General features: G+C 62.0%; 21 protein-coding genes. 10 read left to right on the plus strand and 11 right to left on the minus strand.

The genetic code is table 11. The features are described 5' to 3' along the window. Positions 1-126: 126 nt before the first annotated feature. The gene (gene def, locus ACKAMS_RS28580; protein ID WP_408989908.1) at positions 127-693 is read right to left on the minus strand and encodes a peptide deformylase; all 567 of its coding nucleotides are present in this window, start codon (positions 691-693) and stop codon (positions 127-129) included. A gap of 1,337 nt (positions 694-2,030) precedes the next feature. Here def and ACKAMS_RS28585 point away from each other — a divergent pair. The 3 genes from ACKAMS_RS28585 to ACKAMS_RS28595 all read left to right on the plus strand — a co-directional run bounded on the left by ACKAMS_RS28585 (position 2,031) and on the right by ACKAMS_RS28595 (position 3,676). Beyond that, positions 2,031-2,933 (plus strand): ArdC-like ssDNA-binding domain-containing protein, encoded by a 903-nt coding sequence (locus ACKAMS_RS28585; RefSeq protein WP_408989909.1) that lies wholly within the window; start codon positions 2,031-2,033, stop codon positions 2,931-2,933. Between the two features lie 237 nt (positions 2,934-3,170). Then, entirely contained in the window at positions 3,171-3,362 is a 192-nt protein-coding gene (locus ACKAMS_RS28590; protein WP_408989910.1) for a hypothetical protein, read from the plus strand. Between the two features lie 17 nt (positions 3,363-3,379). Next, positions 3,380-3,676 (plus strand): hypothetical protein, encoded by a 297-nt coding sequence (locus ACKAMS_RS28595; protein ID WP_408989911.1) that lies wholly within the window; start codon positions 3,380-3,382, stop codon positions 3,674-3,676. A gap of 21 nt (positions 3,677-3,697) precedes the next feature. Here the strand turns inward: ACKAMS_RS28595 and ACKAMS_RS28600 are convergent, their stop codons facing one another. Then, positions 3,698-3,871, minus strand: coding sequence for a hypothetical protein (locus ACKAMS_RS28600; protein ID WP_019750023.1), 174 nt, complete (start codon positions 3,869-3,871; stop codon positions 3,698-3,700). A 382-nt stretch (positions 3,872-4,253) separates the two neighbouring features. On the opposite strand from ACKAMS_RS28600, the gene ACKAMS_RS28605 reads away from it, so the two are divergent. Beyond that, positions 4,254-5,270: a DUF4192 family protein gene (locus ACKAMS_RS28605; RefSeq protein ID WP_408989912.1), complete on the plus strand. Its 1,017-nt coding sequence runs from the start codon at positions 4,254-4,256 to the stop codon at positions 5,268-5,270. Positions 5,271-5,407: 137 nt separating this feature from the next. On the opposite strand, the gene ACKAMS_RS28610 is transcribed toward ACKAMS_RS28605, so the two are convergent. From ACKAMS_RS28610 to ACKAMS_RS28620, 3 genes are all read right to left on the minus strand, one after another. Continuing rightward, positions 5,408-5,605, minus strand: a complete 198-nt coding sequence (locus ACKAMS_RS28610; RefSeq protein WP_408989913.1) for a hypothetical protein — start codon at positions 5,603-5,605, stop codon at positions 5,408-5,410. Between the two features lie 32 nt (positions 5,606-5,637). Further along, positions 5,638-6,408: a CPBP family intramembrane glutamic endopeptidase gene (locus ACKAMS_RS28615; protein ID WP_408989914.1), complete on the minus strand. Its 771-nt coding sequence runs from the start codon at positions 6,406-6,408 to the stop codon at positions 5,638-5,640. Between the two features lie 64 nt (positions 6,409-6,472). Further along, complete coding sequence (locus tag ACKAMS_RS28620) at positions 6,473-6,832, minus strand: hypothetical protein (RefSeq protein ID WP_408989915.1); 360 nt, start codon at positions 6,830-6,832, stop codon at positions 6,473-6,475. 588 nt (positions 6,833-7,420) lie between these two features. Between ACKAMS_RS28620 and ACKAMS_RS28625 the strand changes: the two genes are divergently transcribed. The 6 genes from ACKAMS_RS28625 (at position 7,421) to ACKAMS_RS28650 (ending at position 18,665) form a co-directional block, all read left to right on the plus strand. Beyond that, positions 7,421-7,819, plus strand: a complete 399-nt coding sequence (locus tag ACKAMS_RS28625; protein ID WP_240952880.1) for a plasmid mobilization protein — start codon at positions 7,421-7,423, stop codon at positions 7,817-7,819. Then, a complete protein-coding gene (locus ACKAMS_RS28630; RefSeq protein WP_166813074.1) occupies positions 7,816-9,576 on the plus strand; it encodes a relaxase/mobilization nuclease domain-containing protein in 1,761 nt (586 codons plus the stop codon). Before ACKAMS_RS28625 ends, ACKAMS_RS28630 begins: the two co-directional genes overlap by 4 nt. Positions 9,577-10,048: 472 nt before the next feature. Further along, positions 10,049-11,560, plus strand: a complete 1,512-nt coding sequence (locus ACKAMS_RS28635; RefSeq protein WP_206029855.1) for a class I SAM-dependent DNA methyltransferase — start codon at positions 10,049-10,051, stop codon at positions 11,558-11,560. Continuing rightward, positions 11,553-12,749 (plus strand): restriction endonuclease subunit S, encoded by a 1,197-nt coding sequence (locus ACKAMS_RS28640; RefSeq protein WP_166813070.1) that lies wholly within the window; start codon positions 11,553-11,555, stop codon positions 12,747-12,749. The genes ACKAMS_RS28635 and ACKAMS_RS28640 overlap by 8 nt, the downstream gene beginning before the upstream one ends. Before the next feature lies 1 nt (position 12,750). Further along, positions 12,751-15,825 (plus strand): type I restriction endonuclease subunit R, encoded by a 3,075-nt coding sequence (locus tag ACKAMS_RS28645; RefSeq protein ID WP_166813068.1) that lies wholly within the window; start codon positions 12,751-12,753, stop codon positions 15,823-15,825. 281 nt (positions 15,826-16,106) lie between these two features. Continuing rightward, complete coding sequence (locus ACKAMS_RS28650; RefSeq protein ID WP_166813065.1) at positions 16,107-18,665, plus strand: AAA family ATPase; 2,559 nt, start codon at positions 16,107-16,109, stop codon at positions 18,663-18,665. 295 nt (positions 18,666-18,960) lie between these two features. Here the strand turns inward: ACKAMS_RS28650 and ACKAMS_RS28655 are convergent, their stop codons facing one another. From ACKAMS_RS28655 to ACKAMS_RS28680, 6 genes are all read right to left on the minus strand, one after another. Continuing rightward, on the minus strand, positions 18,961-19,773 hold the full coding sequence (locus tag ACKAMS_RS28655; protein ID WP_166813063.1) for a hypothetical protein: 813 nt from the start codon (positions 19,771-19,773) through the stop codon (positions 18,961-18,963). After that, the gene (locus ACKAMS_RS28660; protein WP_166813061.1) at positions 19,773-20,537 is read right to left on the minus strand and encodes a DUF4913 domain-containing protein; all 765 of its coding nucleotides are present in this window, start codon (positions 20,535-20,537) and stop codon (positions 19,773-19,775) included. The genes ACKAMS_RS28655 and ACKAMS_RS28660 overlap by 1 nt, the downstream gene beginning before the upstream one ends. Continuing rightward, entirely contained in the window at positions 20,534-22,360 is a 1,827-nt protein-coding gene (locus ACKAMS_RS28665; protein WP_166813059.1) for a type IV secretory system conjugative DNA transfer family protein, read from the minus strand. The genes ACKAMS_RS28660 and ACKAMS_RS28665 overlap by 4 nt, the downstream gene beginning before the upstream one ends. Before the next feature lie 86 nt (positions 22,361-22,446). Next, entirely contained in the window at positions 22,447-22,698 is a 252-nt protein-coding gene (locus ACKAMS_RS28670) for a hypothetical protein (protein WP_020971509.1), read from the minus strand. Beyond that, positions 22,699-23,001, minus strand: a complete 303-nt coding sequence (locus ACKAMS_RS28675; protein WP_042953658.1) for a hypothetical protein — start codon at positions 22,999-23,001, stop codon at positions 22,699-22,701. After that, positions 22,998-24,728, minus strand: coding sequence for a hypothetical protein (locus ACKAMS_RS28680; RefSeq protein ID WP_019750039.1), 1,731 nt, complete (start codon positions 24,726-24,728; stop codon positions 22,998-23,000). Before ACKAMS_RS28680 ends, ACKAMS_RS28675 begins: the two co-directional genes overlap by 4 nt.

Here is a 24,728-nt window from a genome sequence, read left to right on the forward strand (position 1 = left end):
TCAGTCATAGTGGCGTATCTCCTTTCAGAGTTACACCGTTGTTCTTACAGTCCCCCGCTTCTTGAGTGCCGCTTCTAGTTCAAGTGAATGCTCCGTATACGGGGCCGGGTTTGGCCGCCCGAAGCCCTATCGCGCTGGCCAATCGGCTGCATATTGGTCCGAGACCTCGTTGTGGTCGCGATAGAGCTGTTTGCGTTTGCGCGTCGGAAGTCGGTCGCCGAAGACAATGCCGTTGATGTGGTCAGTCTCGTGTTGGAAGCATCGCCCAAGGGTGCCCCCAGCAGTGATCTCAATCGAGTTCCCGAACTGATCGAGCCCGCGACAGGTAGAGAAATCGGGGCGCGCGAGGTCTGTAAAGGCGCCGGGAAGGGAAAGACAGCCTTCGCCGTACTCGACTAGCTGTCTATCTATCCCTTCAGGAAGGTCGACAACCGGATTGCAGACGACGCCCGTGCGCTGCGCCCCTACCTCGTCGGTGCAGTCGTAGATGAACACCGCGAGGTCGGCGCCGATCTGCTGAGCTGCGAGTCCTGCGCCGTGTGCGGCGGTGTTGGTAGCGAACATGTCCGCCAACAGTTCTTGGAGATCGCTGCCGAAATCCGTCACTGGCCGAGCCGGCGCATGAAGGACAGGGGTGCCCCAGCGAATGATCGGTCGCGTGGTACCCAGGCGGAGAAGTTCAGAGACAGGCATGACAGCCACATTCCACTCAACTTGTGCGGGATACCAACGTGAAAGCGGAACTGCCTGATCGACGATGCGGGGCTGCAACGTCCCAAAATGATGTGACGGGCGACACGTCGGCGCGCCGAATGATATGTGCGCTGAACTGGGGCTACCTGGGAATTTCAACGATGTGACTCACAACATCTCGCGTTATGTGTTTCTGTCGGCCACTAGCGGTAGTGTCTTGAGCACTGAGAGACAACAATGCGGAAGGTTTTCGAACCAACTACTGAGAGGTCAATCAGCACTGAGAAAAGGGGAGAGTCGCTTTCGCGCCCTTTCCGCCCGTGGATAGCGATCCACCCAGAACTGAGCCGACCCCATCCTGGGGAACGGTGAAGGGAAGGGAGGTGAATGACCTTGAACCCGGACTCAGAAAGAGACTCAGATGAGTCTCGAGCCGACAGTAGTCTGATCAGAGTTTTGACTCAGATCATTGTCTTGCTCAACGCAGTATCTATGTACTGCGAAGCTACAAACAGCAATGCCACCTTGATGCTCTGCACCAAGATGGCCGCTGGAATGCTTCAGATGATCGTTATCGTTTCTAGGCGACCGATCACCAGAAGGTGAAGACGCAGGCGGTTCCTCAGGTGTTGGCCCACCGTGGAGCCGCCTGTTTTCAGTTGTACAACGAACGAACCTGCTCAAAAGTGCCTAACAAGCCCGTCCGCAGACTCTAACCCCATCACGGCCGGTGACGGAAGCTCCGACACACAATCGGCCCTGCAAATCAGCAACAACCGCCGCCTCGAAGCATGCGGATTTCGCACAAAATGAGCTGGACCAGCACAAAGGCAATATCCCGAACCGCGCGGCTGCATTACATCTCACAATCTGCCACAGGCCACCGACAAAGAACATCAGCGCTGCCGCGACACCAAGTTGGTCGGTCTCCGTCGCTCCCGCACAATCACCCCGCGAGCCACCGGAGCGGGAGGTGCGAACGCCTGGCTGTTGCCGGCGGTGTGTTGGCGCCTGCCCGGCGGCCGACCACCTTCGGTGTCCTCCGAAATGAGCTCCGCTGCGCTCCGCACCAGCGAAAAGCGTTGATTTGTTTGTCCTTCTGGCCTTCCGATTCTCGTCGGCGGTGACCTGCGCGCAACCCCTGGCGGCGATGCCGGCCCGAGGGCTCCGAGAAATTTTCTCAACCCGCACTCGCACGCTCGCAGAGAAATTTTCCCGGCCCAGGGGTGGCACTCCGGCCCCCTCATGCCGACGCGATTCTCCTTTGCCAGCAGGGCAAAAAAATTGGCGGCCACCGAGCAGGGGGACGCCACCGGATCAGCGGAGGCCGAAAAGTTATGGGCGCACCAGCGAAGACCACGGCAGACAAGAGCGCAGCGCGACGCGAGCAGGCCGCCGCACTGCACGAGAGCATCACCGCGAAAGTCGCCCAGCTCACCGACACCGACGCATGGGCCGCCTACCTGACCGCCGCAGCAGCGTTCCACTCCTACAGCTTCAACAACGTCATGTTGATTTTCTCGCAGGCCCCCGACGCCAGCCAGGTCGCCGGATTCCGCAAGTGGCAAGAACTCGGACGACAGGTCCGCAAGGGCGAAAAGTCGATCAAGATTTTCGGCTACTCGACCAAGAAGATCACCGAAACCGACACCGAGACCGGCGAGGAAACCACCCGCCGCGCAGCACGGTTCCCGATCCTGTCCGTGTTCGACATCGCCCAAACCGACCCGATCGAAGGCCACCCCGCCCAAGCAGCAGAAACCATCGCCACCCGACTACAAGGCGACGACCCCGCCGCGATCTACACCCGCATCGCGCAGGTGATGACCGAACAGGGATGGACCGTCACCCGCGAGCACATCGCCGGAGAAACGAACGGCCGAACCAGCCTCGACGGATCACGCCGCATCATCGTCGAGGACACGATCAGCGACGCCCAAGCCGCGAAAACGATGATTCACGAAGCCGCCCACGCGCTCATGCACGCCAGCGGAGACATCGACCCCGCCGATCTGCACCGAGGCCGCGCCGAAGTCGAAGCCGAATCCGTCGCCTACGTCCTGGCCGGACTGCTCGGACTCGACACCACCGATTACAGCATCGGCTACATCGCCGGATGGGGAAACGGAGACCTCGAGGTCATCACCGACACCGCCCGCGCAGTCCTGGCGACTGTCCACACCCTCGCCGAGGCACTCGAACCCGACGCCGCCGACGCCGAGGACACCGCAGCCGCATAGACGGCAGCACCCCACAAACACAGGTGCGATACCGGGTGGAGGCAGCCCGCCCGGTGTCGCACCCGAAAGTCTACGAAAGGGCAACGACATGAGCACCACGACCGACGAGATGCGTGCCGACACGATGTACAGCAACACCATCGACACACTGCGTATCCCGCGATCACACCCTCAGGACTGGCGGCCGCCGAGATCCTCGAGACACTGACCGGGAAGATCACCGCCGCTACGAGCGCGTTGGGGACGCAAGCGGAAATCGGGTGGCTCACCCTCGCGCACGGAGTGACCGCCCGCGAAGCCGTCGCCCTGCTCGCCGTCGCGACCCGCCGCGCCTACGACGCCGGACAGATCGCACCCTCACGCGTGAATCGGGTTTACGGCCGAGTCGAGCGCGCCGCCGCACCACACGGAATCCGATTCCGGTGGTGAACGCCCGGAGGGCAGGAGTGACGGAAGTGGATCCGCAGATGTTCACCGGATGCGTTCTCGCGGGATGCTCGAACATCGTGGCCGAGGACGGAGAAATCTGCTCGCAGTGCCGCCGCATCTTCGGCGACATGATCAGGCCCGTATCCGAGCGCGAGCGCGCCGAGACCACCGAGCACCAACGGCCCGCCGCGACCGCAGCGCAGTTGTTGACCCGACGCAATCAACGGTGCTGGCTGTGCGAGCAACGCCGCACCTGTACCCGCGTCGGTGGTCAGTGGGAGTGCCGTGACTGCACGCTCCCGGCACCAGCGTGACACCCAGGACATTCGCCGCTACTAGCGGCGAGCCTGCACCTTCAAATCCGCGAAACCGGACGCACCGAGTGCAAGGCCCACCGTCACCCATAAAGCGGCAGAACCGAGTCCCGAACTGAAATAGGACAACACAGCCGCCACCAGAAAGATTGCGACAGTCGTAGCCCAGAGCAGCTTTCGTGCCTTCAAGCTCACGCGATCCCCCTAAAACAGTGTTCTCGACTCCGACCCTGCGAGCGTATCGCCGCAGTTACGTTGTCGCCTGCCCGGCGGCCGGCCACCTTCGGTGTCCCCCGAAATGAACTCCGCTTCGCTGCGTCCTGATGAAGAGCATCTTTTTGTTCTCCTTCTGGCCTTCCGATTCTCGTCGGCGGTGACCTGCGCGCAACCCCTGGCGGCGCAAGCGCCGGCCGATGGCTCCGAGAAATTTTCGTCACTCGCAAGCTCCCGCCGAAATTTTCTCGGCCCAGGGGTGGCACTCCGGCCCCCTCATGCCGACGCGATTCTCCTTTGCCAGCAGGCGAAAAAAATTGGCGGGGCACCCGGCCCGGTCACTTTCATCAGCGAGGGGAACGACATGCAGCGCATCCGTTTGAACACCGCCACCGAGGTACTTGCCTCCATCCCCACCATGCTCGGATTCATCCCGACCGCATCGGTCATCGTGATCATGCTCAAAGACGAAATCGTCGACGGCCGAACCACCAAACAGATTGCCCTTGTCGCGCGGACCGACGCCGCCGCAGGCGAGGGCGCCGAATTCGATCCGGCCCCGTACCTCGAAGCTGCCGCACGCGCCGACACCACCGCCACGATCTGCGTTGCCGTCGCCGAAGACGCCGCCGCAGTCATCGCGCTCGACCAGATCGCGATCCTGCGCCAGGGATTCCGTGACGCCGGAATCCACGACATGCTCGCCCTGCACGTCACCGCGCTCGAAGCCGGAGCGTTGTGGACCGACCTCGACACTTACGCGACCGGACTCACCGAAGACCCGAACGCCTCAACGCTGAGCATTCACAACGCCGTCGAACAAGGTCGCACCACCGCAGCCTCACGCGAGGACATCGCCGCCCGCTACGCCGTCACCGTCGAAGCGGACACCGCACCCGCACACGCAGCGCTGCACGCGCAGGGACCGGACTTCGTTCGCCACGCCGTCACCGAACTCGCGACACTCATCCGCACACGCGGTAACCCGGACGCCGAGCTGGCCGCCCGTGTCGGACTGTGCGCCACCATCAGCCCCACCGCACGCGATGCCCTGATGTTCACCGCCAACGGAAACGAGCACGCCGCCGCCCACGCGTTCGCGACAATCGCCCGCCAGGTACGCGGCAACGCTCGCATCCAGATTCTCACCGTCGCGGCGTACTGCTCATACATCAGCGGCGACGGACCCAGCACCGGCATCGCACTCGAGGCCGCCCAAGCCGCCGTCATCGACGGCAACGGCGAACATGACACCCCACTGCGCAACCTGCTCGACTTCGCACTCGAGCACGCAGTCTCGCCCGCCGCAGTCACCACACAACTGCACGCGATCAGCGCCGAGGCAGCGCGATCCTTCGGCGTCGACAGCCTCGACAGCTGAAAAACGGCAGCGGCCCCGACTTCGCGAAGAAGTCGGGGCCGCTCCCGTATGCGGTGGCAGTTGTTCGGGCATCGAGCCCGAACAACCGCTGCGCCAGCTCCCCAGCGCGCCACCCGTGCAATGCGGCGCGCCGAAGATCAATCGAACAAGTGATCCGTGGTTCCCGGCGGGGGAAAAGCGAAATCGATCCGATCGCGATCAACGACTTCGCCAGTCAAACCTTCGACAACCGCGGCAAGATCCGCATCGGTGATTACGCGTAGATGCTTCGTGCTCTGATACAGCTCCGACTCCACAGCAGAGCGGGGATCGGCGTTCGAGTTCTGATCGGTCACAACTGACATCCTTTTTCGTGGGTCCGTCTACATCAGACGGACAGCGCCATATCGACCATGATGATTGCGTCGTACACCCCGTGTACGACAATCGCCGGCCACAGCGAACGTGTGTACAGCGCTATCGCTGTGCACACGACACCCATGACCAAAGCGGTGACGAGGTTGCCCTGTCCGAATTCGAGATGGCTGAGTACGAACGCAGTCAAGGCGAGAGCAGCAACCACCGACACCGAGATCCAAGTGCTCGATGCGCGGCGTTGCTCGGCAAGCACGACCGAACGGAAAACAACTTCCTCCGCAAGCCCGGCGGTGAGAAACGCGGCGGTTAGTGCCGTGTAAACGCCGCCGCGAACGATGCTCGCTCTCCGAGCTTCATTGGCCGCAACTTCATCCGGAGATGTGACCGGCCACCGTGCATCGGTGTGGATGCCGTAGGCGAGGAAGAGATAAACGAAAATGCCGAGGAGCGTTGGGACAACGAGCACCCACACCACGATCCGAAATGCGACCGAGCGCGAGGAGTTCGGACGAGGAACAACGAACCCCAGCCACAAAACCGAACGGCGCAGGGTCGCCGATATCCATCGACCAATTCGAACGAACTCGGCACGATTGACACGTTTTTTGCCGTGTCTGTAGCTGCGGTCCAGCACAGCAAAAATGATCGTGAAGAGAACGAACGCCACGGCCGCCGTGATCGAACTGACATTGGGTACATCGACAGCGAATGCAATCGCGGCGATCGTGATCGCGAACACGGCAGTCGTGGAAAAGCGGAAGATCGTCGCTTTGCGTGGCAAATATCGCCGCCGTCGCGGCGACCAAGTGCGGGCGGTCGTGCTCTGGTTCGAGACCAGTGCCGGGTTACGCACTCTGTTCCGATGCCGATTCCTTCGCCGGAATGGAGTCCTTCACTTTGTTCGCAGGCTTGGTCGTCGTGTTCCTTCTCGTTGCCGACCGGCGAGCCGGCCCCTTCTTGGAAGGAGCGTCGACGCGCCACTGCTTGATCGAGCCTTCTGTGAACCCGACGCGCAACGCTTCGGTCAATGCTGCGTCGAGATTGCCGACGTTGGCGGCATCCTTGCGGGCGAACTCCTCACGCGTGTCGAGCAGCTCCTTGTGTGCAGTCGCCACCACACGGATGATCTTCATCTTCTCCTCGGCTTCCGCCTTGATAGCTGCGTCGAGTGCGTCGAAATCCGGTGTGTTCGGTGTCGTGTTCATGCGCTACATCGTAGGAGAAATCTCGCCCGTCCGTGCACCACTGAACGTGCGCTAAGCGCATCTCGCGGACACCCGGCCCGTTGTCCACGGGTGGGTGTCCGGGGCGGCGTTGTGTGCACACCAGACGCGGAGCGAAGGAATCTGGTGTGTGCCCAATGCCGAGGACCCCGGTGCCCACCTGTGGGCAACATCAACCACCCGAACTGCGTATCGACGCGCTCCGCGCGGCGCATCTTCTCTTCTGCGAGATTCGCCCACAGCTCGGGACTGCTCCGATCCTCATGTGGATGCCCGAGATTTCTCCCTCCGCTCCGCTATGTCTCAGGCACCCACAATCGGGACCAGCCCCCAAATGGGGACGAATTCGTGACCGGAGGAACTCGCAGGCTCGTCCTGGCGCTTTTGAGATTTCGGGGACGAGACTCAGGACGGAAGTGACCCCGAAATCTAGGCCCCGGCAGAGCAAGATAGTAACTTAGGTGCCCTAAGTTGAGTCAGGTCTTGCCGCTGCGCTCTGGACCTGAGACACTGGCGTGTAGCCCCACGTGGTGGGGGCGCTGCGCTGGGCCGAAGAGAGGCACGACGGACATGAGTGAAGACGAGGTCGGTCGACCCCGCCGGTTCCGTCGTGAACGCCGGGAGAATGTGCCGGGCGGTCGAGCTGGCCGGCACGTGGTGAAGGTGACTCCAGAGGAGGAGTCCGAATTGCTGCGCCGTGCGCAGGAAGCGCGCATCACCGTGGCGCGGCTGATGGTCGAGTCCGCCCTGTCCGACTCCGGTGAAACTGCTACTGATCGGCGCGATCTGGCTGCGGAGTTGTTCTCCGCGTTCCGGTTGTTGTCGGCAATTTCTATCAACATCAACCAGATGGCGAAAGCCACCAACGCAACCGGAGACATCCCCGCCGAACTGAACGGCGCACTGGTCAGCGTGCGGCGTTTGGCGGACCGGATTCACGGCACCCTCGACGAGATGTCCGCGCCGTGATCGTCAAGATTTCCCGCGGCGCCAAAGTCACCGGACTGATGTCGTACCTCGCCGGTCCGGGCAAGAGCAACGAGCACACCGACCCCCATCTGGTGGCCGGCGACTACGCGATCATGGCGTGGCACGACGACAATGAACTCAGCGGCGTCGACGCTCTCGCGATCGGCAAGCAGATCGACCAGCCCCGCAAAGTGTTCGGCACCGAAATCAAGATCCCGAACTACCTTCGTGATGAATCCGGCCAAGACGTTCGCGACAGTCACGGCAAGAAGGTCCGCGATCCGATCGACCCCTACCGCGACGGAAATGTCTGGCATTGCTCGCTCTCGCTCAAAGCCGACGAAGGCGAGCTGACAGACGAGCAGTGGAACAAGATCGCCACCGAGTTCATGGACGAAATGGGTTTCACCGACACCTCCGGCCGCAGCCCCGCCAGATGGGTCGCCGTCCGCCACGGAGTGTCCGCGAAAGGCAACGACCACATCCACATCGCCGCATCCGCCGTGCGCGAAGACGGCACCAAAGTCAACCTCTACCGCGACTGGAAACGAGCCAGCGTCGCGGCTGCTCGCATCGAACGCGAACACGGCCTCGCTGTCATCAAGTCCCGCCAGAGCAAGACCGGCGAACGCGGATACCACCGAGCCGAAAATGCGCGCGCAGTACGCAACGGGAAGACCGAACTCGACCGCGATCTCCTCGCACGACGTGTCCGCGCCTGCGCGACATCGTCGAAGTCCGAAGCGGAATTCGTACGCCGACTTCGCGGGCAAGGGCTGATCGTCCGGCCCCGTTTCGCCTCCGGGCGTGATGACGTCGTAGTCGGCTACAAGGTCGCCGTCAGGCCCGACCGCGAAGCAACCGGAACCGATTCAAAGCCGATCTTCTACGGCGGCGGTCATCTCGCCAAAGACTTGACCCTCCCCCGCCTCCGCAAAGAATGGGAAGACACCCCCACGGCGTCTTCGGAGGCCGTCGACGAATGGCGCAGCGCACAGCGCGAGCGTCCTGCTGCACGACCCGGGCGTGAAGCGAAAATGCTCGACCCGAAACTGCTGGACCGAGCTGCCCGAGACATCGCGGCCTGGAACAAATACCTTACTTCGATTCCCGCCACCGACCGAGCGCAATGGGCACGCGCAGCCGGACGAACCTCCGGTGTCTTCGCCGCGTGGTCCTCCCAAGTCGAGGCCACACCCGGACCCCTCGCCCATGCTGCAAAACAACTCGCGCGATCCTCACAAATCCCCGCACATCAGCACGCACCGAAAACGGCGGGCGTCGTCTCCGCCGGCGGTGCGGCCCTGATCTTGATGCAAACAAGCCCACAGCTCGGCAAGGCAGCGGCGTACGCGCTGCTGATGCGCCAACTGATCAAGACGGTGGAGGCGATCGCCGCCGCACATCGCGCTGCCGGCGATCTGACCCGGGCGCGTGACCTCGAGATGACCGCCCGCGGGGAACTCGAAGTGATTCACCGTCGGATGCCGCAGCCTCGTACCGCGGTCGAGCAGGTCGAATCCGAGGGCAGCGTCGCAGTGCTCGAACGGCCGGTTTCGGAAGAAAGGACAACGACGGAAGAGACGTCGTCGTCGGAATCAACCGCAGACAACGCAGCAACGATCGCAGCCGGTGACTTCCCTGTCTCTGCGCGGGAAGCAGTAAAACGAGGCCCTACACCAATCCCTCCTCGGCTCGATCCTCAACGAGAACAAACCCGAGCGGGAAAGAACCAGGACCACGGCCCCGAGCGCTAATGCTCCGGCAGAAAACCCGAAATCATCGTGAGTGCGGCGACTTCTTTGCTTACGGCCGCTGAATACCACGGTCCCATTTGGCTCGGCCAGGGCGAAAACTGCCTCACCGACTCAGACGCACTCGCTCGTTTCTCAGCGTGAGATGATTCGGCCATTCTGTACAGGGCGGTCATACCGTACTTGTACCTCGAACTCTTCGAGGACTTCATCGCCAGATGCTCGGCGGATGGAGACGAGTAGGCATGAGCCCTGAATCGCGACCCTCGATTCAGTACGTCCGCACCGGGCGATTGGGACAGTGGCGGTGCCGCTTACCAATTGGAGGCGAACGTGGTTCCCGGCCTGTTCCCGGGCCCAGCGAATTTCTCGGTTCTCTGAGATTGCCGTTTGTAGGTCACCGCGTTGGCCGATGGGAGACTGTCAGTGGGCTCCGGCGAGAAGGAGACGACGACGACGAAAGAAGCACTCACCTGTGACGATCACCGAGCTAGAGCTTGAGTCCCGGCTCAAGGCGGCAGCGAACGCGCTGCGCGGGCCAGTCGACCCCGCGGACTTCAAGACCTACGTTTTCCCGATGCTGTTCTGGAAGTGGATCTCCGACACCTGGGTCTACGAACACAATCAGGCGCTCGAGAAGCTCGGTGCCGACCTGGACGACGAGGTTGAGGCGGATTACCACCGGTTCGATATGCCAGCAGGCACCCTGTGGTCCGAGGCCACAGGGAAGGTCAAGAACCTCGGAGCAGAGATAGCCAAGGCGTTCCAGCGGATCGAGAAGGCCAATCCCCGCTCGCTCGCCGGCGTGTTCGGCGACGCCTCCTGGGGCAATAAGGAGCGGCTTCCGGAGTCGGCGCTCGTCGGGCTGATCAAGGCGTTCAACGAGCTGCCACTTGACCCGACGACTGTCTCCCATGACTTGCTCGGCGCTGGTTACGAATACCTGCTGAAAGACTTTGCCGACGAGTCAGGGAAGAAGGCAGGAGAGTTCTTCACACCACGATCAGTCGTCAACTTGCTCGTGGGCATCCTTCAGCCCGAGCCCGGCGAACTCGTCTATGACCCGACCTGTGGATCGGGCGGAATGCTCGTCGCAACGATCAATCAGCTGCGCGAATCGGGCAAAGATCACCGATCGCTGCGACTATACGGGCAGGAGATTAACCTGACCACCGCTTCGATCGCTCGAATGAACCTCTTCCTGCACGAGATCGAGGACTTCGACATCAAGCGCGGCGACACGCTCCGCGCCCCAGCATTCAAGGACACCAGGGGATCAGTCCGAACCTTCGACGTGGTCATCGCTAATCCGCCGTTCTCACTGTCGAACTGGGGTGCGGATCGGTGGCCGGCGGACCCACGTGCCTTCTGCGGTGTGCCACCTGCGAAGAGCGGCGACTACGCGTTCGTTCAGCACATGATCTCGTCGATGAACATCGGCACGGGCCGCGTCGGTGTCGTCATGCCCCACGGAGTCCTGTTCCGGGGCGGCGCTGAGGCGCGGATCCGCCAATGCCTCATCGAGCAGGACAACCTCGAGGCCGTTATCGGATTGCCGCCTAACCTCTTCTACTCCACGACGATTCCTGCCTGCTTGATGATTTTTCGCGATCAGAAGCCCGCTGATCGAAAGAACCACGTCCTCTTCGTTGATGGATCGGCAAGGTTTGACAAGGCTTCGAATCAGAACCACATGAGCGAGAGGGATGTCGAGATCCTCATTGACGCGTACCGGTCCGGTGTAGATCCTGACGGCGGCGGTGCGAACGTCCGCCTCGTACCGTTCGATGAGATCAAGGGCAACGGCTTCGATCTGAACATCGGTCGTTACATCAAGGTCGCGGCCGAGGAGATCGCCGATTTTGGCTCGGCGCTCGTTGCGTACGCGGACGCTCGGCAGCAGCGTATCGAGACCGAGCACACCATGTTCGAGCGCCTTGCGGCGGTCGGGATCGACCTGAGCATGTTCGAGGCAATCGATGAATGAGTGGAAACAGGTGCGGCTCGATGAGGTCGTGACGCTCGATGTGGAGACAGTTCCAGTCGTGGGAGCGTCTTCATATGACATCGTCGGGGTCCTGAACCGTGGTCGAGGCCTGCTGTTTCGGGAAGCGATCGTCGGCGTTGAGACCTCGTACAAGGCCCTGAACAGTATCCGGCCAAGTCAGATCGTCTACAGCCGTTTGAAGGCGTTCGAGGGAGCCATCACAGTTGCTCCGAATGATCTGGGCAAAGCGTACGCGTCACCTGAGTTCCCAACATTTACTTGTTCCGAGCGTGTGCTGCCCGAGTACTTCCGACTTCTCACCACAACGAGGCGGCTTTGGGAACAGTTGCGAGCCTTATCGACTGGTATGGGTGGTCGCCGTGAGCGTGTGAAGCCATCCGACTTCCTGACGATCGAGGTCGCTCTCCCACCCCTATCTACGCAGCGCCGCATCGTTGACGCCATGGCTGCGGTGGATTCACAGATTGAGGCTCTGAGACAAGAGCATGAGCGCGGACGTGCAGCACTGGGACCAATGATCGGCGGCCTCATTATCGCTAGCGGCGATTGGGATGCGTTGCCGCTGAGCTCAGTCGGAAAGTTCACGCGAGGCCGGCGCTTCACTAAAGCGGACTATGTGAGCTCGGGCCTTGGATGCATCCACTATGGGCAGCTCCATACAGACTTCGGCCTATTCACGTCCAGCCCACGGACTTATCTCCCGGAGACTTTCCGTAACCGCATGCGGCTGGCAAGCACGGGAGACGTCGTCATCGCAGGCACAAGCGAAAACACTGAAGATCTCGCGAACGCCACCGTCTGGTTGGGGGATAACGAGGTGGCAGTGCATGACGACGCCTACATCTTCAAGCACGATCTTGACCCGATTTTTGCTTCTTGCATCTTCGTCTCTCCGGAGTTCCAAGCGCAAAAGGTGCAGTACGCCGCCGGAACCAAAGTCTCACGGATCTCAGGAGAGAATCTTGCAAAGATTCTGGTTTCTATTCCGCCGAAAGACGTGCAAACCAGGATCGGCGGGGTAGTGAAGGCATTCGACGAGAAGCTTGAGAGTCTCCACTCCGAACTCGTCACCTCCAGGGCCTTCCGCTCCTCGTTTCTGGCATCACTTCTCAACCGGGAGATCGAGATCCCGCAGTCTTATGATCGATTTCTGCAGGAGGTCGTCTGATATGGCATGGACTGAGTCGTCCACGATCCAGCGCTCTCTGCTCGAATGGGCCGAAGAAGCTGGCTGGGATCGTCTGCCTGGCGACGAGTTGCCTCGAGACGAACATGACGTCGTCATCGACGACTGGGCGCGCGATGCTCTGCTTGCGCTGAATTCGGAACTCGCAGACGATCCTGAGTCGGTGGAACTCGTCCTTCACGAGATCAATCGAGCGGTTCTCGACGCCCACAACGGACTCGTCGCGGCGAATGAGCGGCTTACCGTGATGCTCCGTGGTGATCATGCGTTCACGACGATCACCGGTGAACACGTCCCGCGAAGACTGATCGACTTCGAAATTCTCGAGAACAACCGGTACACGGTGGCAGACGAAGTGAGGATCTCCGGCGCGGTAAAACCGCGGCGCTTGGATGTCGTCTACTACGTGAACGGCTTCCCGCTGGTAGTGGCCGAGACCAAGACGCCGGTCAAGCAGCAAGTCTCGTGGGTGAACGCCGCAAAGGACATCTACGACGTCTACGAAGAGGAATATCCAAACTTCTTCGCGACCAACGTCTTCAATGTTGCTACCGAGGGTCTCGAGTTCCGCACAGCCCCGATCCGCGCTATCCCGGATCCAGACTCGGAGATCTGGGCTCCGTGGGGCTCGACCGAAGATGATCCGAAGACGATCACCGGGCCTGCCCGCGTCGAACGCGCAGCACACCTGCTGCTCCGACCAGAAACTGTCCTCCCGATCCTCAAGGATCTCGTGATGTTCCGGCACGCGCGCGACGCCTCCGAGACCGACATCAAATTCCTCCCGCGCTACCCGCAGTTCGAAGCAGCGCTGGCCATCCACGCAAAGGTTCTTGCTGACGGTCCCGGTGGCCTGATCTGGCATCACCAAGGTTCAGGCAAGACAGAGCTGATGGCGTTCGCCGCGGCACGGCTCCTACGTGATGACGTCGTCATAGAACGTTTCGGTGGCGCGCCGACGGTCATCGTCATCGCCGACCGCAAGGATCTGGTTCGTCAGACGGCGGAGATGTTCGAGACCGCCGGGATGCCGCGCATGAGCGTTCCCAAGAACCGGCGCGAGCTGTTCGCACTGCTGCGCAGTGGTGAACCCGGTGTCATCATCACCACGGTCCACAAGTTCGCCGAGGCCGGGCACCTCAACGACCGGTCGAACATCGTGGTCCTCGTCGATGAGGCGCACCGTTCCCAGGATGGGAAGTTCGGCGACGCGTGGCGCGCGGCGGTGCCGAACGCGAAATTCTTCGGTGCGACGGGCACCGCGATCAAGAACAAAGACCGCTCAACCTTCAAGCTATTCGGCGACCCATCCGACCCGGACTTCGTGATGTCGCGGTATACGCCGGAGCAGTCCATCGCCGATGGGTTCACGAAGCCCGTCATCATCGAGGGCCGGTCGATCGGCTTCACCCTGGACAAGGAAGCGCTCGACGAGGCATTCGATGAGCTGGCGGAGGAGGAGAACCTCGACGAAGATGAGAAGGTTTACCTGTCCGGCAAGGCCTCGCACATCGAGACGATCCTGTCGAACCCCGATCGTGTCGCCGCAGTGTGCGCGGACATCGTCGACCACTTCCTCTCGTACGTCGCTCCGCTGGGACAGAAGGCGCAGGTCGTCGCGTTCAATCAGAAGCTGGTCATCGCCTACGCCCGGGCCATCGAGGCGGAACTGGAACGCCGCGGCGCAGCGATGCCTGACGGGCGGCTCCGTGAAGTTGGCGTGGTGATGCACGTGGCCGATAGCAAGGACACCCCGAAGGAATACCGCCAGTATCTCCTCACATCCGAGCAAGAGGAGGCGCTGAAGCGCCGCTTCAAGAAGGTCGACGATCCCATGTCGTTCGTCGTGGTCACGGCGAAGTGGATGACCGGTTTCAATGCACCCATCGAGGGCGTGCTCTACCTCGACAAGCCGGCCAAGGAGGCCAATCTTTTCCAGACGATCACACGCCCGAACCGGCCTTGGAAGAACCCGGTCACGGGTCAACGTAAGGACTACGGCCGCGTCGTCGACTACATCGGTCTCGCGAAGGCCATCGGTACGGCGATCGCCGGCCCCACGGCGGGCAGAGACGAAGACGACGACCTGAACGTGGTGGACGCATCGAAGCTCGCGGGTAAGTTCGTGACTGACCTGACGAAGCTCCTCCACCTGTTCGCGGGGGTCGACACCACCGATTCCTCGTTCGGCTCTCTCGCCGAGGCCCACGAGCGGATTCCTGACGGTGGCGCGCAGCGCACGGAGTTCGTGGAGGGATACATGGCGCTCCAGACCGTGTGGGAGTTCCTTGATCCGCACCCCATGCTGCTGCCGTTTAAGCAGCAGTACCTTTGGCTCGCGAAGGTGTACGAGTCGATCCGCCCGAAGGATGTCTCCAAGGCGTTCTTGTGGGCTCGCCTCGGGGCGAAGACGACCGAACTCATCCATGGCCACATGAACGAGGTCTCTGTGAAGTCGATGGGGTCCAGGACCGTGACCCTCGACGCGGCCGGTCTTGCACTGGTGAAGCGGATCGCCGAGCAGCTGCGTCTGCCAGCGACTGACCCGGCGGGTGAGGACAAGGTCGACGTTTATCAGCAGGTGCTCGACTCGATCGAGGCGCGGCTCAAGCGTCGACTCGTAGAGAACGAGAGCCCGGTGTACAAGTCGCTGGCCGAGCGGATCGAGCGGCTTCGGACCAGGGCGATCGAGAACGTCGAGGACTCTTTGACGTTCCTCGAGGAGGCCCTAAAGATTGCCCAGGACGTCGTAGCTGCCGACCGGGCAGCCAAAGTCGGCGACGACGAGGCGCTCGAACGAATCGCTGACCCGAAACGCGGCGTTCTGACTCAGATCGTCGAGGAGAACACGCCGCCCGGGCTACATCAGATCGTTCCCGAGATCGTGGACCGCATCGATGGGATCGTCCACGAGGTTGCCTACACCGGGTGGACCACGAGCGACTCGGGCGACAAGTCCGTCCGCCGGGAGCTGCGCGCAGTGCTGAAGAACTACGGCCTTCCTATCAAGGGCGACCTGTTCGACCGGATCTATCAGTACGTCAGAGAGAACTACTGATGGCCCATGGAAGGGGTGCAGTTGACCTATCTGTCTCATCGGATGATCAACGATCTTAGGGGGAACTATTGATCAAATTCACGGCTTCCTTCCCGTGCAGAAACTTGGACTCACAAAGGTGGGTTCAACATGTGCGCTCGAATGGCAGCGGCAAAGGCTTGAGACCACCTCATGGATGGCCCACGAGGAGTCTCACGTCGTGATGCCGCGGGCCATATCGGCGCAACCAGCAGTGCGCGTAAACCCTTGCCAATCACTACCCTTCGACAGAACGAGACAGAGTGACCGCATACGAAGACGTACTCGATTGGATTGCCACCCGACCCTGGTGGCAGCAACGCGCACTGGCTCGCATCGCGAGCGGTGAGGAGATCGGTGAGAACGAGTACGAGGAGATCGCTAGGAGTTTGTTCGAGAAGCCACCCGCTGCTCCGGAAGGGGGCTGGCTGGCATCTGTCACCGCCCCGCAGGGCGCCGATGAAGAGCCGGTGCGGATCGCCTCCGTCAAAGGTGTGGCAAACGTTAATCGACTCGCAGACAACCAGGAGCTCACGTTCGCACCTGAGGGACTGACTGTCGTGTACGGGAACAACGGCAGCGGGAAGTCCGGGTACGCCCGTATTCTGCAATCCATGGTGCGCGCCCGCCACCGGGCGGACATCCTCCCTGATGTCTTCGCTGAGTCTCCAGGTGCGCAGTCGGGCGAGGTGACATTCCTCATCGGGGAGACTGAACACACCTCATCACTCGGGGCCACCGCCGATCCCGCTCTCGGGCGCGTCGCCCTCTATGACGAGCACTGCGGAGACACGTACCTCAATTCGGAAGCTGAGATCTCCTACCGGCCTTCGGCGGTTCAGCTTCTTGACGACCTATCCACAATGACCGCAGGCGTGCGTCGTGTTATCGATGGGTGGAAGACTGAGAAGAGCACGCCTGGAAATCTCCCCGTCGTCGCCGATTCGGGCTCGGCTGCGGCGTTTCTCCGCGCTCTCACGGCCAAGACGAGCGACGAAGAGATCACTACGGCTACATCTTGCCCTCACGACATTGATCAGAAGCTGAACGATCAGGTCGAGGAAGTGGCTCGGCTTCGGACTGCTGATCCCGTGCAGGAGAAGCAAAAGCTGAACCGCACTGCCGATGCGTTCGCTCTGGTCTCCGAACACCTGTCCGGTCTCAACCGCTCGTTCGGTCCCGCGGTGCACCAAAAGCTAAGTGAACTGCGTAAGAGTGCGAAGGTGGCCCAGGAAGCGGCGGACGCTGCGTCTGTGACCACTTTCGGAGATGAGCCGCTCGCTGGCATCGGGTCGCCGGTGTGGAAAGTGCTGTGGCAAGCAGCGGAGAAGTATTCCCTCGTCGTGTACCCGGGGCATGACTTCCCTCACGCCGAGGACGGAGCAGTCTGCGTCTTGTGTCAGCAGTCCCTCGACGGCGCAGGAGCGGGGCGGCTCAAGCGTTTTCATGCGTTCGTCTCAGATACGACCGCCAAGGATGCCGAGACGGCCAAAAAAGACCTCGAAATGTTCCTCGCGGCTTTCACCCGTCAGCCGGTCGAGAGCCAGCCGATGGCGGTCGCGATCGCGACGATTGAGCAGTCAGAACCGGGCTTCGCCGCGCGCGTTCAGTCGCTGCTCGATGCTTTCCGCGCACGCCAAGCAGCAATGATCGCCAATGAACAGCCGGCTGACTTAAGTGTCACCGCGGAGATCACCGCGCATGCTGCCCGAGCGAACGGTCTCCGCGACCACGCCAGCTCGATCGATGCCGCAGATTTCGCCGGACGTCTCGCCCAAGCCCAGACCGAAGAGAGCCGCCTGCGCGACCACATTTCGATGCGCGATGGGAGGACCCAGATCGAGTCGGAGCGCGCCCGACTGCGCACGTTGACGGTACTTATTGACAAGTTCTCCGAGACCAACACGCGCTCCATCACCGACAAGGTGGGCGAGTTGACGAAAAAGTACGTGACCGAAGAAGCCCGAGACCGATTCACCCGCGAAACGGACCGACTCGGACTGGAGCGGGTCACTTTCAAGGCAACCAGGTCGCGCCAAGGGATGGGGCTGCTCCACAAGGCTGACTTTTTGAACGCACGGGCAGGCGCGCGCCTCGGCGACGTCCTCTCCGAAGGCGAGCAGACGGCACTCGGCTTCGCCGGATTCCTGACCGAAGTGCACTTCGATACGAGCAAGTCAGCGTTGGTGTTCGACGACCCTGTCTCCTCGCTCGACCATATGCGACGCGAGGCCGTCGCTAACCGAATCATCGATCTGGCAGGGGAGCGGCAGGTCATCGTCTTTACGCACGACATCGCTTTCACGATGGTCCTTCGCAAGACTGCGGAAGCGGCGGACGTCCCCTTTGCGACTCGCGGCATCGAACGTAAGCGCAAGATCGGCCCGGGATTCACCACCCTCAAGCACCCCTGGACGGCGCAGGATGCCGCGCAACGCGTGAACACTCTGCGGCAAGAGGTCGCTTCGCTGCGACGCGCCGAGGCCGGCATGTCCGACCAGGAGTACCAGCGAGCCACCGAGGAGATCGCGGGCCATATGTCCCAGACCTGGGAACGCATCATCAGCCAGGTGCTGGCCGAACCGCTTGTGGATTATCGAGCCCTAGAAGTTCGTGTCGGAAAGCTCAGGGTCATAGGTCGAGTCACTCCTGACGACGTTAAAACATACGACGATTCGTACACCAAGATCTCTGGGTGGGCTTCTCGGCACGATCCCCACCCGGAGTTGAACTACACGCCGCCATCCGTCGACACGCTCACCGAGGAGATCGAGGTGCTCGATACATGGCTGAAGAGCGTGAAGAAGTACCAATCGAGCTGACCCAGCGTCTACTCAGGCCGCTCATCTGGCTTTTGTGCCGATAACACAGCGATCGAAGAGACGTGTGATCGACGAACGGTCAGCTCAGGATTCCGCCCGAACCTCTGGTAGCTGTCGAGAATCTGACTGGGCCGATGGCATCGCCGCACCCCGGAACCGGAACGCTCCGGGCCACCACCATGTTCAGGAATCGGCAATGCGGGCCACGCTGCGGGGGCGTGCATTGCGGTCCCACAACTCACCTCTCGAAACGGTTACACCGTTCGATTCCTTTCGTAAATAGCAGCATGTGCGGTTATCGGCCGGAGTGTTGACGTTCCGGGCTGCGGCCCTTGGTCGGGCGTCCTTTCCTGGCGACCGGTGGTTTGCCTGTCCCGGTCTGCACCGCTCCTCGGGGATGCTTGGCCTGGTCGAGGTCGGCTGTCATCCGGGCCCCGATCGTTTCCTTGTCCACTCCTCCGGCGTTCATGTCGGCGGCGAGGGCATCGCGCCGTTCAGCTGAGTCGTACTCGGCTTCCGCGGCCACCCGATGAGTGTCTCCGTCTTCGGCGATTTCAGTTTCGGCTGGCGTGCCTTCGCTCTCTGTCGCCGTCTTGTCGAGGTGATCGGCCTCAGCCATCAACTCGGAGGCCTTCACGTTCTCGCGTTCGGAGAGGTCCTGTTCGGCGGTAGCGGCCCGCTTGGCATCTTCGGCTGCCTGGAGCATGTTCTCGATTTCTCGCGGATCGACTCCGGGGGCGCCCGCATCTATTCCGTACCGTGTCTGGACTTCCTTGCGGATGCGATCTGCGGCGTCGGCTGCGGGCTGCGAGTGGTCTTGCCAGCCGCGGGCCTGCTGCCAGCTGTCGGCGATCTGCGCGTGGGTAGCGTCCTCCCACCAGCGGTCCGTCATGACCGGACGTAGCTGTGCCTCGATCGCGCTGCGCTCGGCGACGAGCCGTTCGCGCAGTTCGCGGGCCGCCTGCACGCTTTTGGCTTCGGCGTCGCGGATCTGCCTCTCACGTGCGCGGCCCATCTGCTCTGCGAGACGGGACGCAGACTGCAAACCGACCCGGAACATGCGCGTGAGCTCTTGGTTGACCTCACCGATTTCGTCGTGCTCTGACATTAGTTGTTGCCTTCCTTGTGGGGTGATGCCTCTGTGGGCGTGGGTTCTGGGGAAAGTCGCATGTCGGGGAACATCGACGACGGTGCGGGTTCGATCGGCAAGGGCACGATCGCGAAGTCGCCGCCGGCATGACCGCTGCGGACCGAGCACGCTTTGAACGTGCCCTCTGGATCGAAAAGCTGTGCCATGTGGTGGTCGGCGTGATCGCGCCACCACACACTCATTCCGGTCGAGGGATCCAGGCGCAGCCGCTCCCATGCTCGCCACAGAGCTTCCAATCGGGAGATAGCTTCGGCATGTTTCCACCACTGCGTGCACCAGTTCCTTGACGTCCCCTCGATCACTTCACGTCGATAGACAGGGGCGATGCGTTCGCGCACGAACTCCTCCACCGATCCGAACACCAGTTCCGGTTCTGCCGGCTGCTCCGGCTCCGGTTCCGGATCGGCGAGTGAAATCTCGAGCTGCGCCAGCAACCGGGCCGCCGCCGCGGCTTCGAGTCGCGCGTACAGCTCCGGAGTGAGGATTTCCGCCCACTTCGCTTCGGCGATCGCGTCGGCTTCCTTCTGGATGCGTTTGAGAACTGCCTGGCCGACCATCGCCTCGAGGTTCTTGCTCAGAGGCGCTTCGACGCTCGGTTCATCTCCCCCGCTGAGGGGCGTGTACGCGGATGGGGGTGGATAGTCCGTATCTTCGGGCGGCAGATAGTCAGCCTCGCCCGGATCGAAATCGTCCTCCGGTGGTGGCTCGAACGGCGCGTTCACAGCGACACCGCCTCACGCGCAGCTCCCGCGTGGTCTGGCTTGAGCCATTCGGACAGGCCTTCTTCTGCTTCCGCCAACGTCGCCGGGGCTGCCGGGTCGTGGGCTTCGATTGACGCTCTGATCCGGTCGGCGTGCGGGCCGGCCATCCACGGCGCCGTCCGTACGATCACAGGCCGGTTACCGGAGGAACGTACGATCGCCCGGCCACGTGGCAGTGCTTCGAGTTCGGATTCGGTGAACGTACGAACTTTGGTGCGCTGCTTGGAAGTGGATCGGCCTTGCGAGGAGGCTGTGACCGACCCGGTGATCTCCCAATGGTCACCGATCGCGGTGGACATGTCCCGAAGGAACACCCCGTCATCGACGGCGACACCACCGCCGTAGACCTTGACGTTCGCCGCCGACCACAGTTTCTTCATCCCGCGTTCGCCCCACACCTCCACACCCTGTGACCAGGACTGCAAGATCGCCATGATGATGATTCCGCGTGAACCGTAGTGGCTGTAGAGGCTAGGCAGCTTGGACCAGCGCACGACGTTGGCCACCTCGTCGAGAGGAGCGACGAGAGGAACAGGCAGACGTCCCTTCGGCGAGGTGGTCGCGATTTCTTCGGCTGCGTCGATCACGGCGACGGTCAACGCCGTAACCAGTGGGCCGGCCGAACCGTTGCCCTCGCGGGAAAGGCTGTAGAGCGTGCCTCCGGAACGAACGAATTCACGAGGATCGAAATGCGGCCGCGGATCGGACAAACCGTCCGACGTCACCCAGGGATGAATCGTCCTGATCTTGAGCGAGCGGATCATCTTCTTGGCAGTACCGAACACACCGCCGCGTTGTTTGTCGGGTGCGTTGTACTGCCCGGCCAGGCCGTCCGCCTGCAATCCGTACCCATGTTGGCGAAGGATCTTCACCGCTTCCTGGTTCTGCACGTCCGTGACCCACGTATATGCCTGTGTGATCGGGCGGCGATCGAGTGCCGCAGCCAGGAAGAGTGCCGCCAACAGATCCTTTCCTTCCGGATCGAAGAATGCGTCCGTCTTCGCTTCGAGTCCGTCGTCACCGGAGGCGAAATGATCGGCCAGGTCGGCAGCCCTGACTTCGTCGGTCACCCACGTGAGCGGATTCCACCACCAGCTCGGTTCCTCATTGGCGACCCTCTGCGGATCGAACACCCAGACTTGCGAGCCCATTGCCGCTCGAACGTCGCGGGTCGCGTCGACGACATCGCGCTTGTTCGAGGTGGTCAGGACTGCGCCGGGAGCATCGAGAACTGCGGGGATGACGCGACTGGTCGACTTACCGGTGCGAGGACCCCAAATATCGACGTGCAGGTCCTCCCAGCTGCCGCGCAACATCGGGGCGGACCCGAACACCGGCTTGCTCGGCAGCAACAGGTACCCGAGCTGGATGCCGACAACGTCGTCGGGACGGAGCCGCACCTGCAAGGATTCGGCTTTTGCCCGGCATGCTTGTTCCGTCAACGAAGCGATGTCGCGACCGCGGCCCATGTACTTGGCCAGCTCGTCGACGCGGGTGCTGTCCCGCTTGCGCAGGATCAACAACCACATGCCCACTGCGACCAGCACGATCAACGCCAAGGCGAAGGCAATCGCCACTACGCTCGCGCCGGACTCCCACACGAGATCGCCCTTGATCAAGCCCGCGACCATCGCCATCGGATTGACCGGAACATCCTGCTCGGTGCCGAACTGCATCGCGACGGAGGCGCCGACGACGCCGGCAACCGCGATCCCGGCGCACACACCGAGCACCTCGAACGCCACGTCACCTTGACTGGGATCACGCACAGAACCCTTACTCATGACTGATCTCCGTTACTGTCGACGGCGGCACTGACGGGGGAAGTGAGTATTCGTCGAAACATGGTGGTTACTACCAACTTTCGGATTTACGTGTTGTCCGTCGGTATCTCGACGACGGTGGTCAATGTGACGGCGTAACCGGGCCGCGGCCTGCTTGTCAACGATGTTCCCGTTACTCGAGCGGGGATGACGGTGTGTGAATGGCCTTGTACTGCAACGAAACGGTGTTTCGTTTCGAGGTCGGCGACCAGGTCGTGCATCTTCTGTACCGCACTCTGCAATGCGGCCGACGGCTCACCGACTTCGGTGGCGGTGCTGTAAAGGAAGATATGCGTCATCTACAGGCCTCTGTTCGCGGCGATCAGTCCACGGTTCACTTCGCGTAGCGCTTCGAGTTCGACGCGGAGGGAATGTATTTCGGAATCCGGGGCGCACGGTTGCGGTTTCACGGCGTCCGCGCCTTCCCGCTGCCGCCACCATGCCCGCACGGTGGAGGTGTGGATCCCGGTATCGGCGGAGACACGCTCGATAGTCGCCCACAGAGACGGATACTGAGGGCGCAGCTTGTCGACCAAAATTACTGTGGCACCGCGCACCTCTGCTCCGTAGCGGTTGCCGCGGGTGCTGCGTTTGCCGCTCATGCCGCATTGTCCTTCGCTGTCTGTGCCGCGTATCCGGCATCGGTGGCGTCGACGAACCGACTGTCGGTGTCGTGCCACTGGTATTTCAGTTCCGTGGGGGTCAGGACGGTCTCGAAACGGTGCCCCGGAATGCGTTCGGTGCCCTGTTTGAGCAGGAAAAACCCTCGGCCAGGGGGTGGTCCAGGCTTTTCGAGTTGGGCGTCGTAGCCGGCTGGGGACGACAGCGCGGAGACCCATGCCTTGTCTGCGCGGGTGAACGGAATGATGGAGTCGAGTTTGTCCATCTCGTCCGAGGTCAGGGCTCCCACGATCAACGCTCCAGCGCGTTCGATGAAGCCCTTGGCCTTCATGATGTCGAAGTCCATTTCGAGCGATTCGAGGTCCTTGACGGTGTGGGTGATCATCACCAGCGCCGTTCCGACGGTGCGGGTCAGGCGGGTGAGGGCGTCGACGCGGCTGACCATTCCAGGGCCGGCGAGGACTCGCCAGAATTCGTCGAGCACCGCCAGGAAGAGCAACCGGTCGCGAAGTCCGCAATCGGCGAGGACGTGTGCGGCTTCGATGGCGCCGAATCCGTCCTCCCAGCATGCGGCCATCACCGCAGCTTCGAGCTTGGTGTCACCGTGGCTGAGCGCTGAAATGTCCACGCACACACCGGTCGGTCGATCCTCGCCGGTGAAGTCGATCGGGGTGGTCGTCTGCTGGGAGAACACCTCACCGAGATCGCCGTCGAGCAGCGCGGACAATGTCTCGAGGAGGGATTCGACCTTGGCGAGGTACTTGTCCTTGTCGCGGGTGTACGCCTTGCGCATCAACTCTTCCGGCGGGTTCTCGATCAACGTGAGCAGATCCGAGATCAGCGGCGGGTTGTCGTATCCGAAACGGGGGTCCTTTTCGAGTAGGCGCAGCGCCGCGGTGATGATGTTGCGTTCGGCCTGTGTCAGCGCTGTTCCGCGCTCGATTTCGCACAGCGACTGCATCACTCGCTTGCGGCGTTGGTGAACCTGTTTGATCACTTTCTTCTGCAAGTCGGGGAAGTCCGCGAGCAGCGGAATCACCGACCCGAGAGCTCCGATCGCGAGCGGGTTGAGGTACCCCTCGCCGTGTCCCAGGCGCACGATCTTGCCGCGATCGCCGCAGATGATTTCGATTTCCTTGGTGAAGTCGGGTTTGGTGTCGGCGAACACGAACGGGATGTGACCTTGGGCGATGCCGCCGCTGACGAGTTTGCGGCCCACCGTGGACTTGCCGTTACTTGGGAGGGCGAGCATGAACACGCTGGGGGTGTTCTGTCGGCGTGAACGGTAGGTGGCGGTGATCGGGTCGTAGTGGAACGAGATGCCGTCGGGATCTTTCCCGAGCGGGGTTCCGACCATTGGATAGGTGCTGCCTACCACCCACGGGGAGAGCCCACATGCCTGCACACTGGTGCCGCGGAACTCCGGCGGCTTGGGTACGACGCCCATCTTGCCGCCGCCGTGGCCGGCGAAACCACGGTCGGTGAGTTTGGGGGCGCGGCGCCATTTCGGTTCGGTTCGGGAAGGGTCGCGTGCGAGTTCGGCGGCTTTCGCTGCTGCCTTCTCGTCTGCGATGCGTTGTTTTTCCTCTGCCTGGCGGCGTTTGCGTGCCGCTGCCATCGGATCGCGTAGGGAAGCATTCTGCTTCTTGCGTCCGGGTTCGTACGTGCCGGTCAGGTCTGCGATCCGGCGGCGCAACATCAAACTCAT

The organism is Rhodococcus sp. 5A-K4 (assembly GCF_046097995.1).
Lineage (GTDB): Bacteria > Actinomycetota > Actinomycetes > Mycobacteriales > Mycobacteriaceae > Rhodococcus_F > Rhodococcus_F erythropolis.

Excerpts from the sequence above, each read along its gene's own strand:
- def (WP_408989908.1), bottom strand. The coding sequence starts at position 693 with ATGCCTGTCTCTGAACTTCTCCGCCTGGGTACCACGCGACCGATCATT.
- ACKAMS_RS28585 (WP_408989909.1), top strand. The coding sequence starts at position 2,031 with ATGGGCGCACCAGCGAAGACCACGGCAGACAAGAGCGCAGCGCGACGC.
- ACKAMS_RS28605 (WP_408989912.1), top strand. The coding sequence starts at position 4,254 with ATGCAGCGCATCCGTTTGAACACCGCCACCGAGGTACTTGCCTCCATC.
- ACKAMS_RS28620 (WP_408989915.1), bottom strand. The coding sequence starts at position 6,832 with ATGAACACGACACCGAACACACCGGATTTCGACGCACTCGACGCAGCT.
- ACKAMS_RS28625 (WP_240952880.1), top strand. The coding sequence starts at position 7,421 with ATGAGTGAAGACGAGGTCGGTCGACCCCGCCGGTTCCGTCGTGAACGC.
- ACKAMS_RS28640 (WP_166813070.1), top strand. The coding sequence starts at position 11,553 with ATGAATGAGTGGAAACAGGTGCGGCTCGATGAGGTCGTGACGCTCGAT.
- ACKAMS_RS28645 (WP_166813068.1), top strand. The coding sequence starts at position 12,751 with ATGGCATGGACTGAGTCGTCCACGATCCAGCGCTCTCTGCTCGAATGG.
- ACKAMS_RS28655 (WP_166813063.1), bottom strand. The coding sequence starts at position 19,773 with ATGTCAGAGCACGACGAAATCGGTGAGGTCAACCAAGAGCTCACGCGC.
- ACKAMS_RS28665 (WP_166813059.1), bottom strand. The coding sequence starts at position 22,360 with ATGAGTAAGGGTTCTGTGCGTGATCCCAGTCAAGGTGACGTGGCGTTC.
- ACKAMS_RS28670 (WP_020971509.1), bottom strand. The coding sequence starts at position 22,698 with ATGACGCATATCTTCCTTTACAGCACCGCCACCGAAGTCGGTGAGCCG.
- ACKAMS_RS28675 (WP_042953658.1), bottom strand. The coding sequence starts at position 23,001 with ATGAGCGGCAAACGCAGCACCCGCGGCAACCGCTACGGAGCAGAGGTG.
- ACKAMS_RS28680 (WP_019750039.1), bottom strand. The coding sequence starts at position 24,728 with ATGAGTTTGATGTTGCGCCGCCGGATCGCAGACCTGACCGGCACGTAC.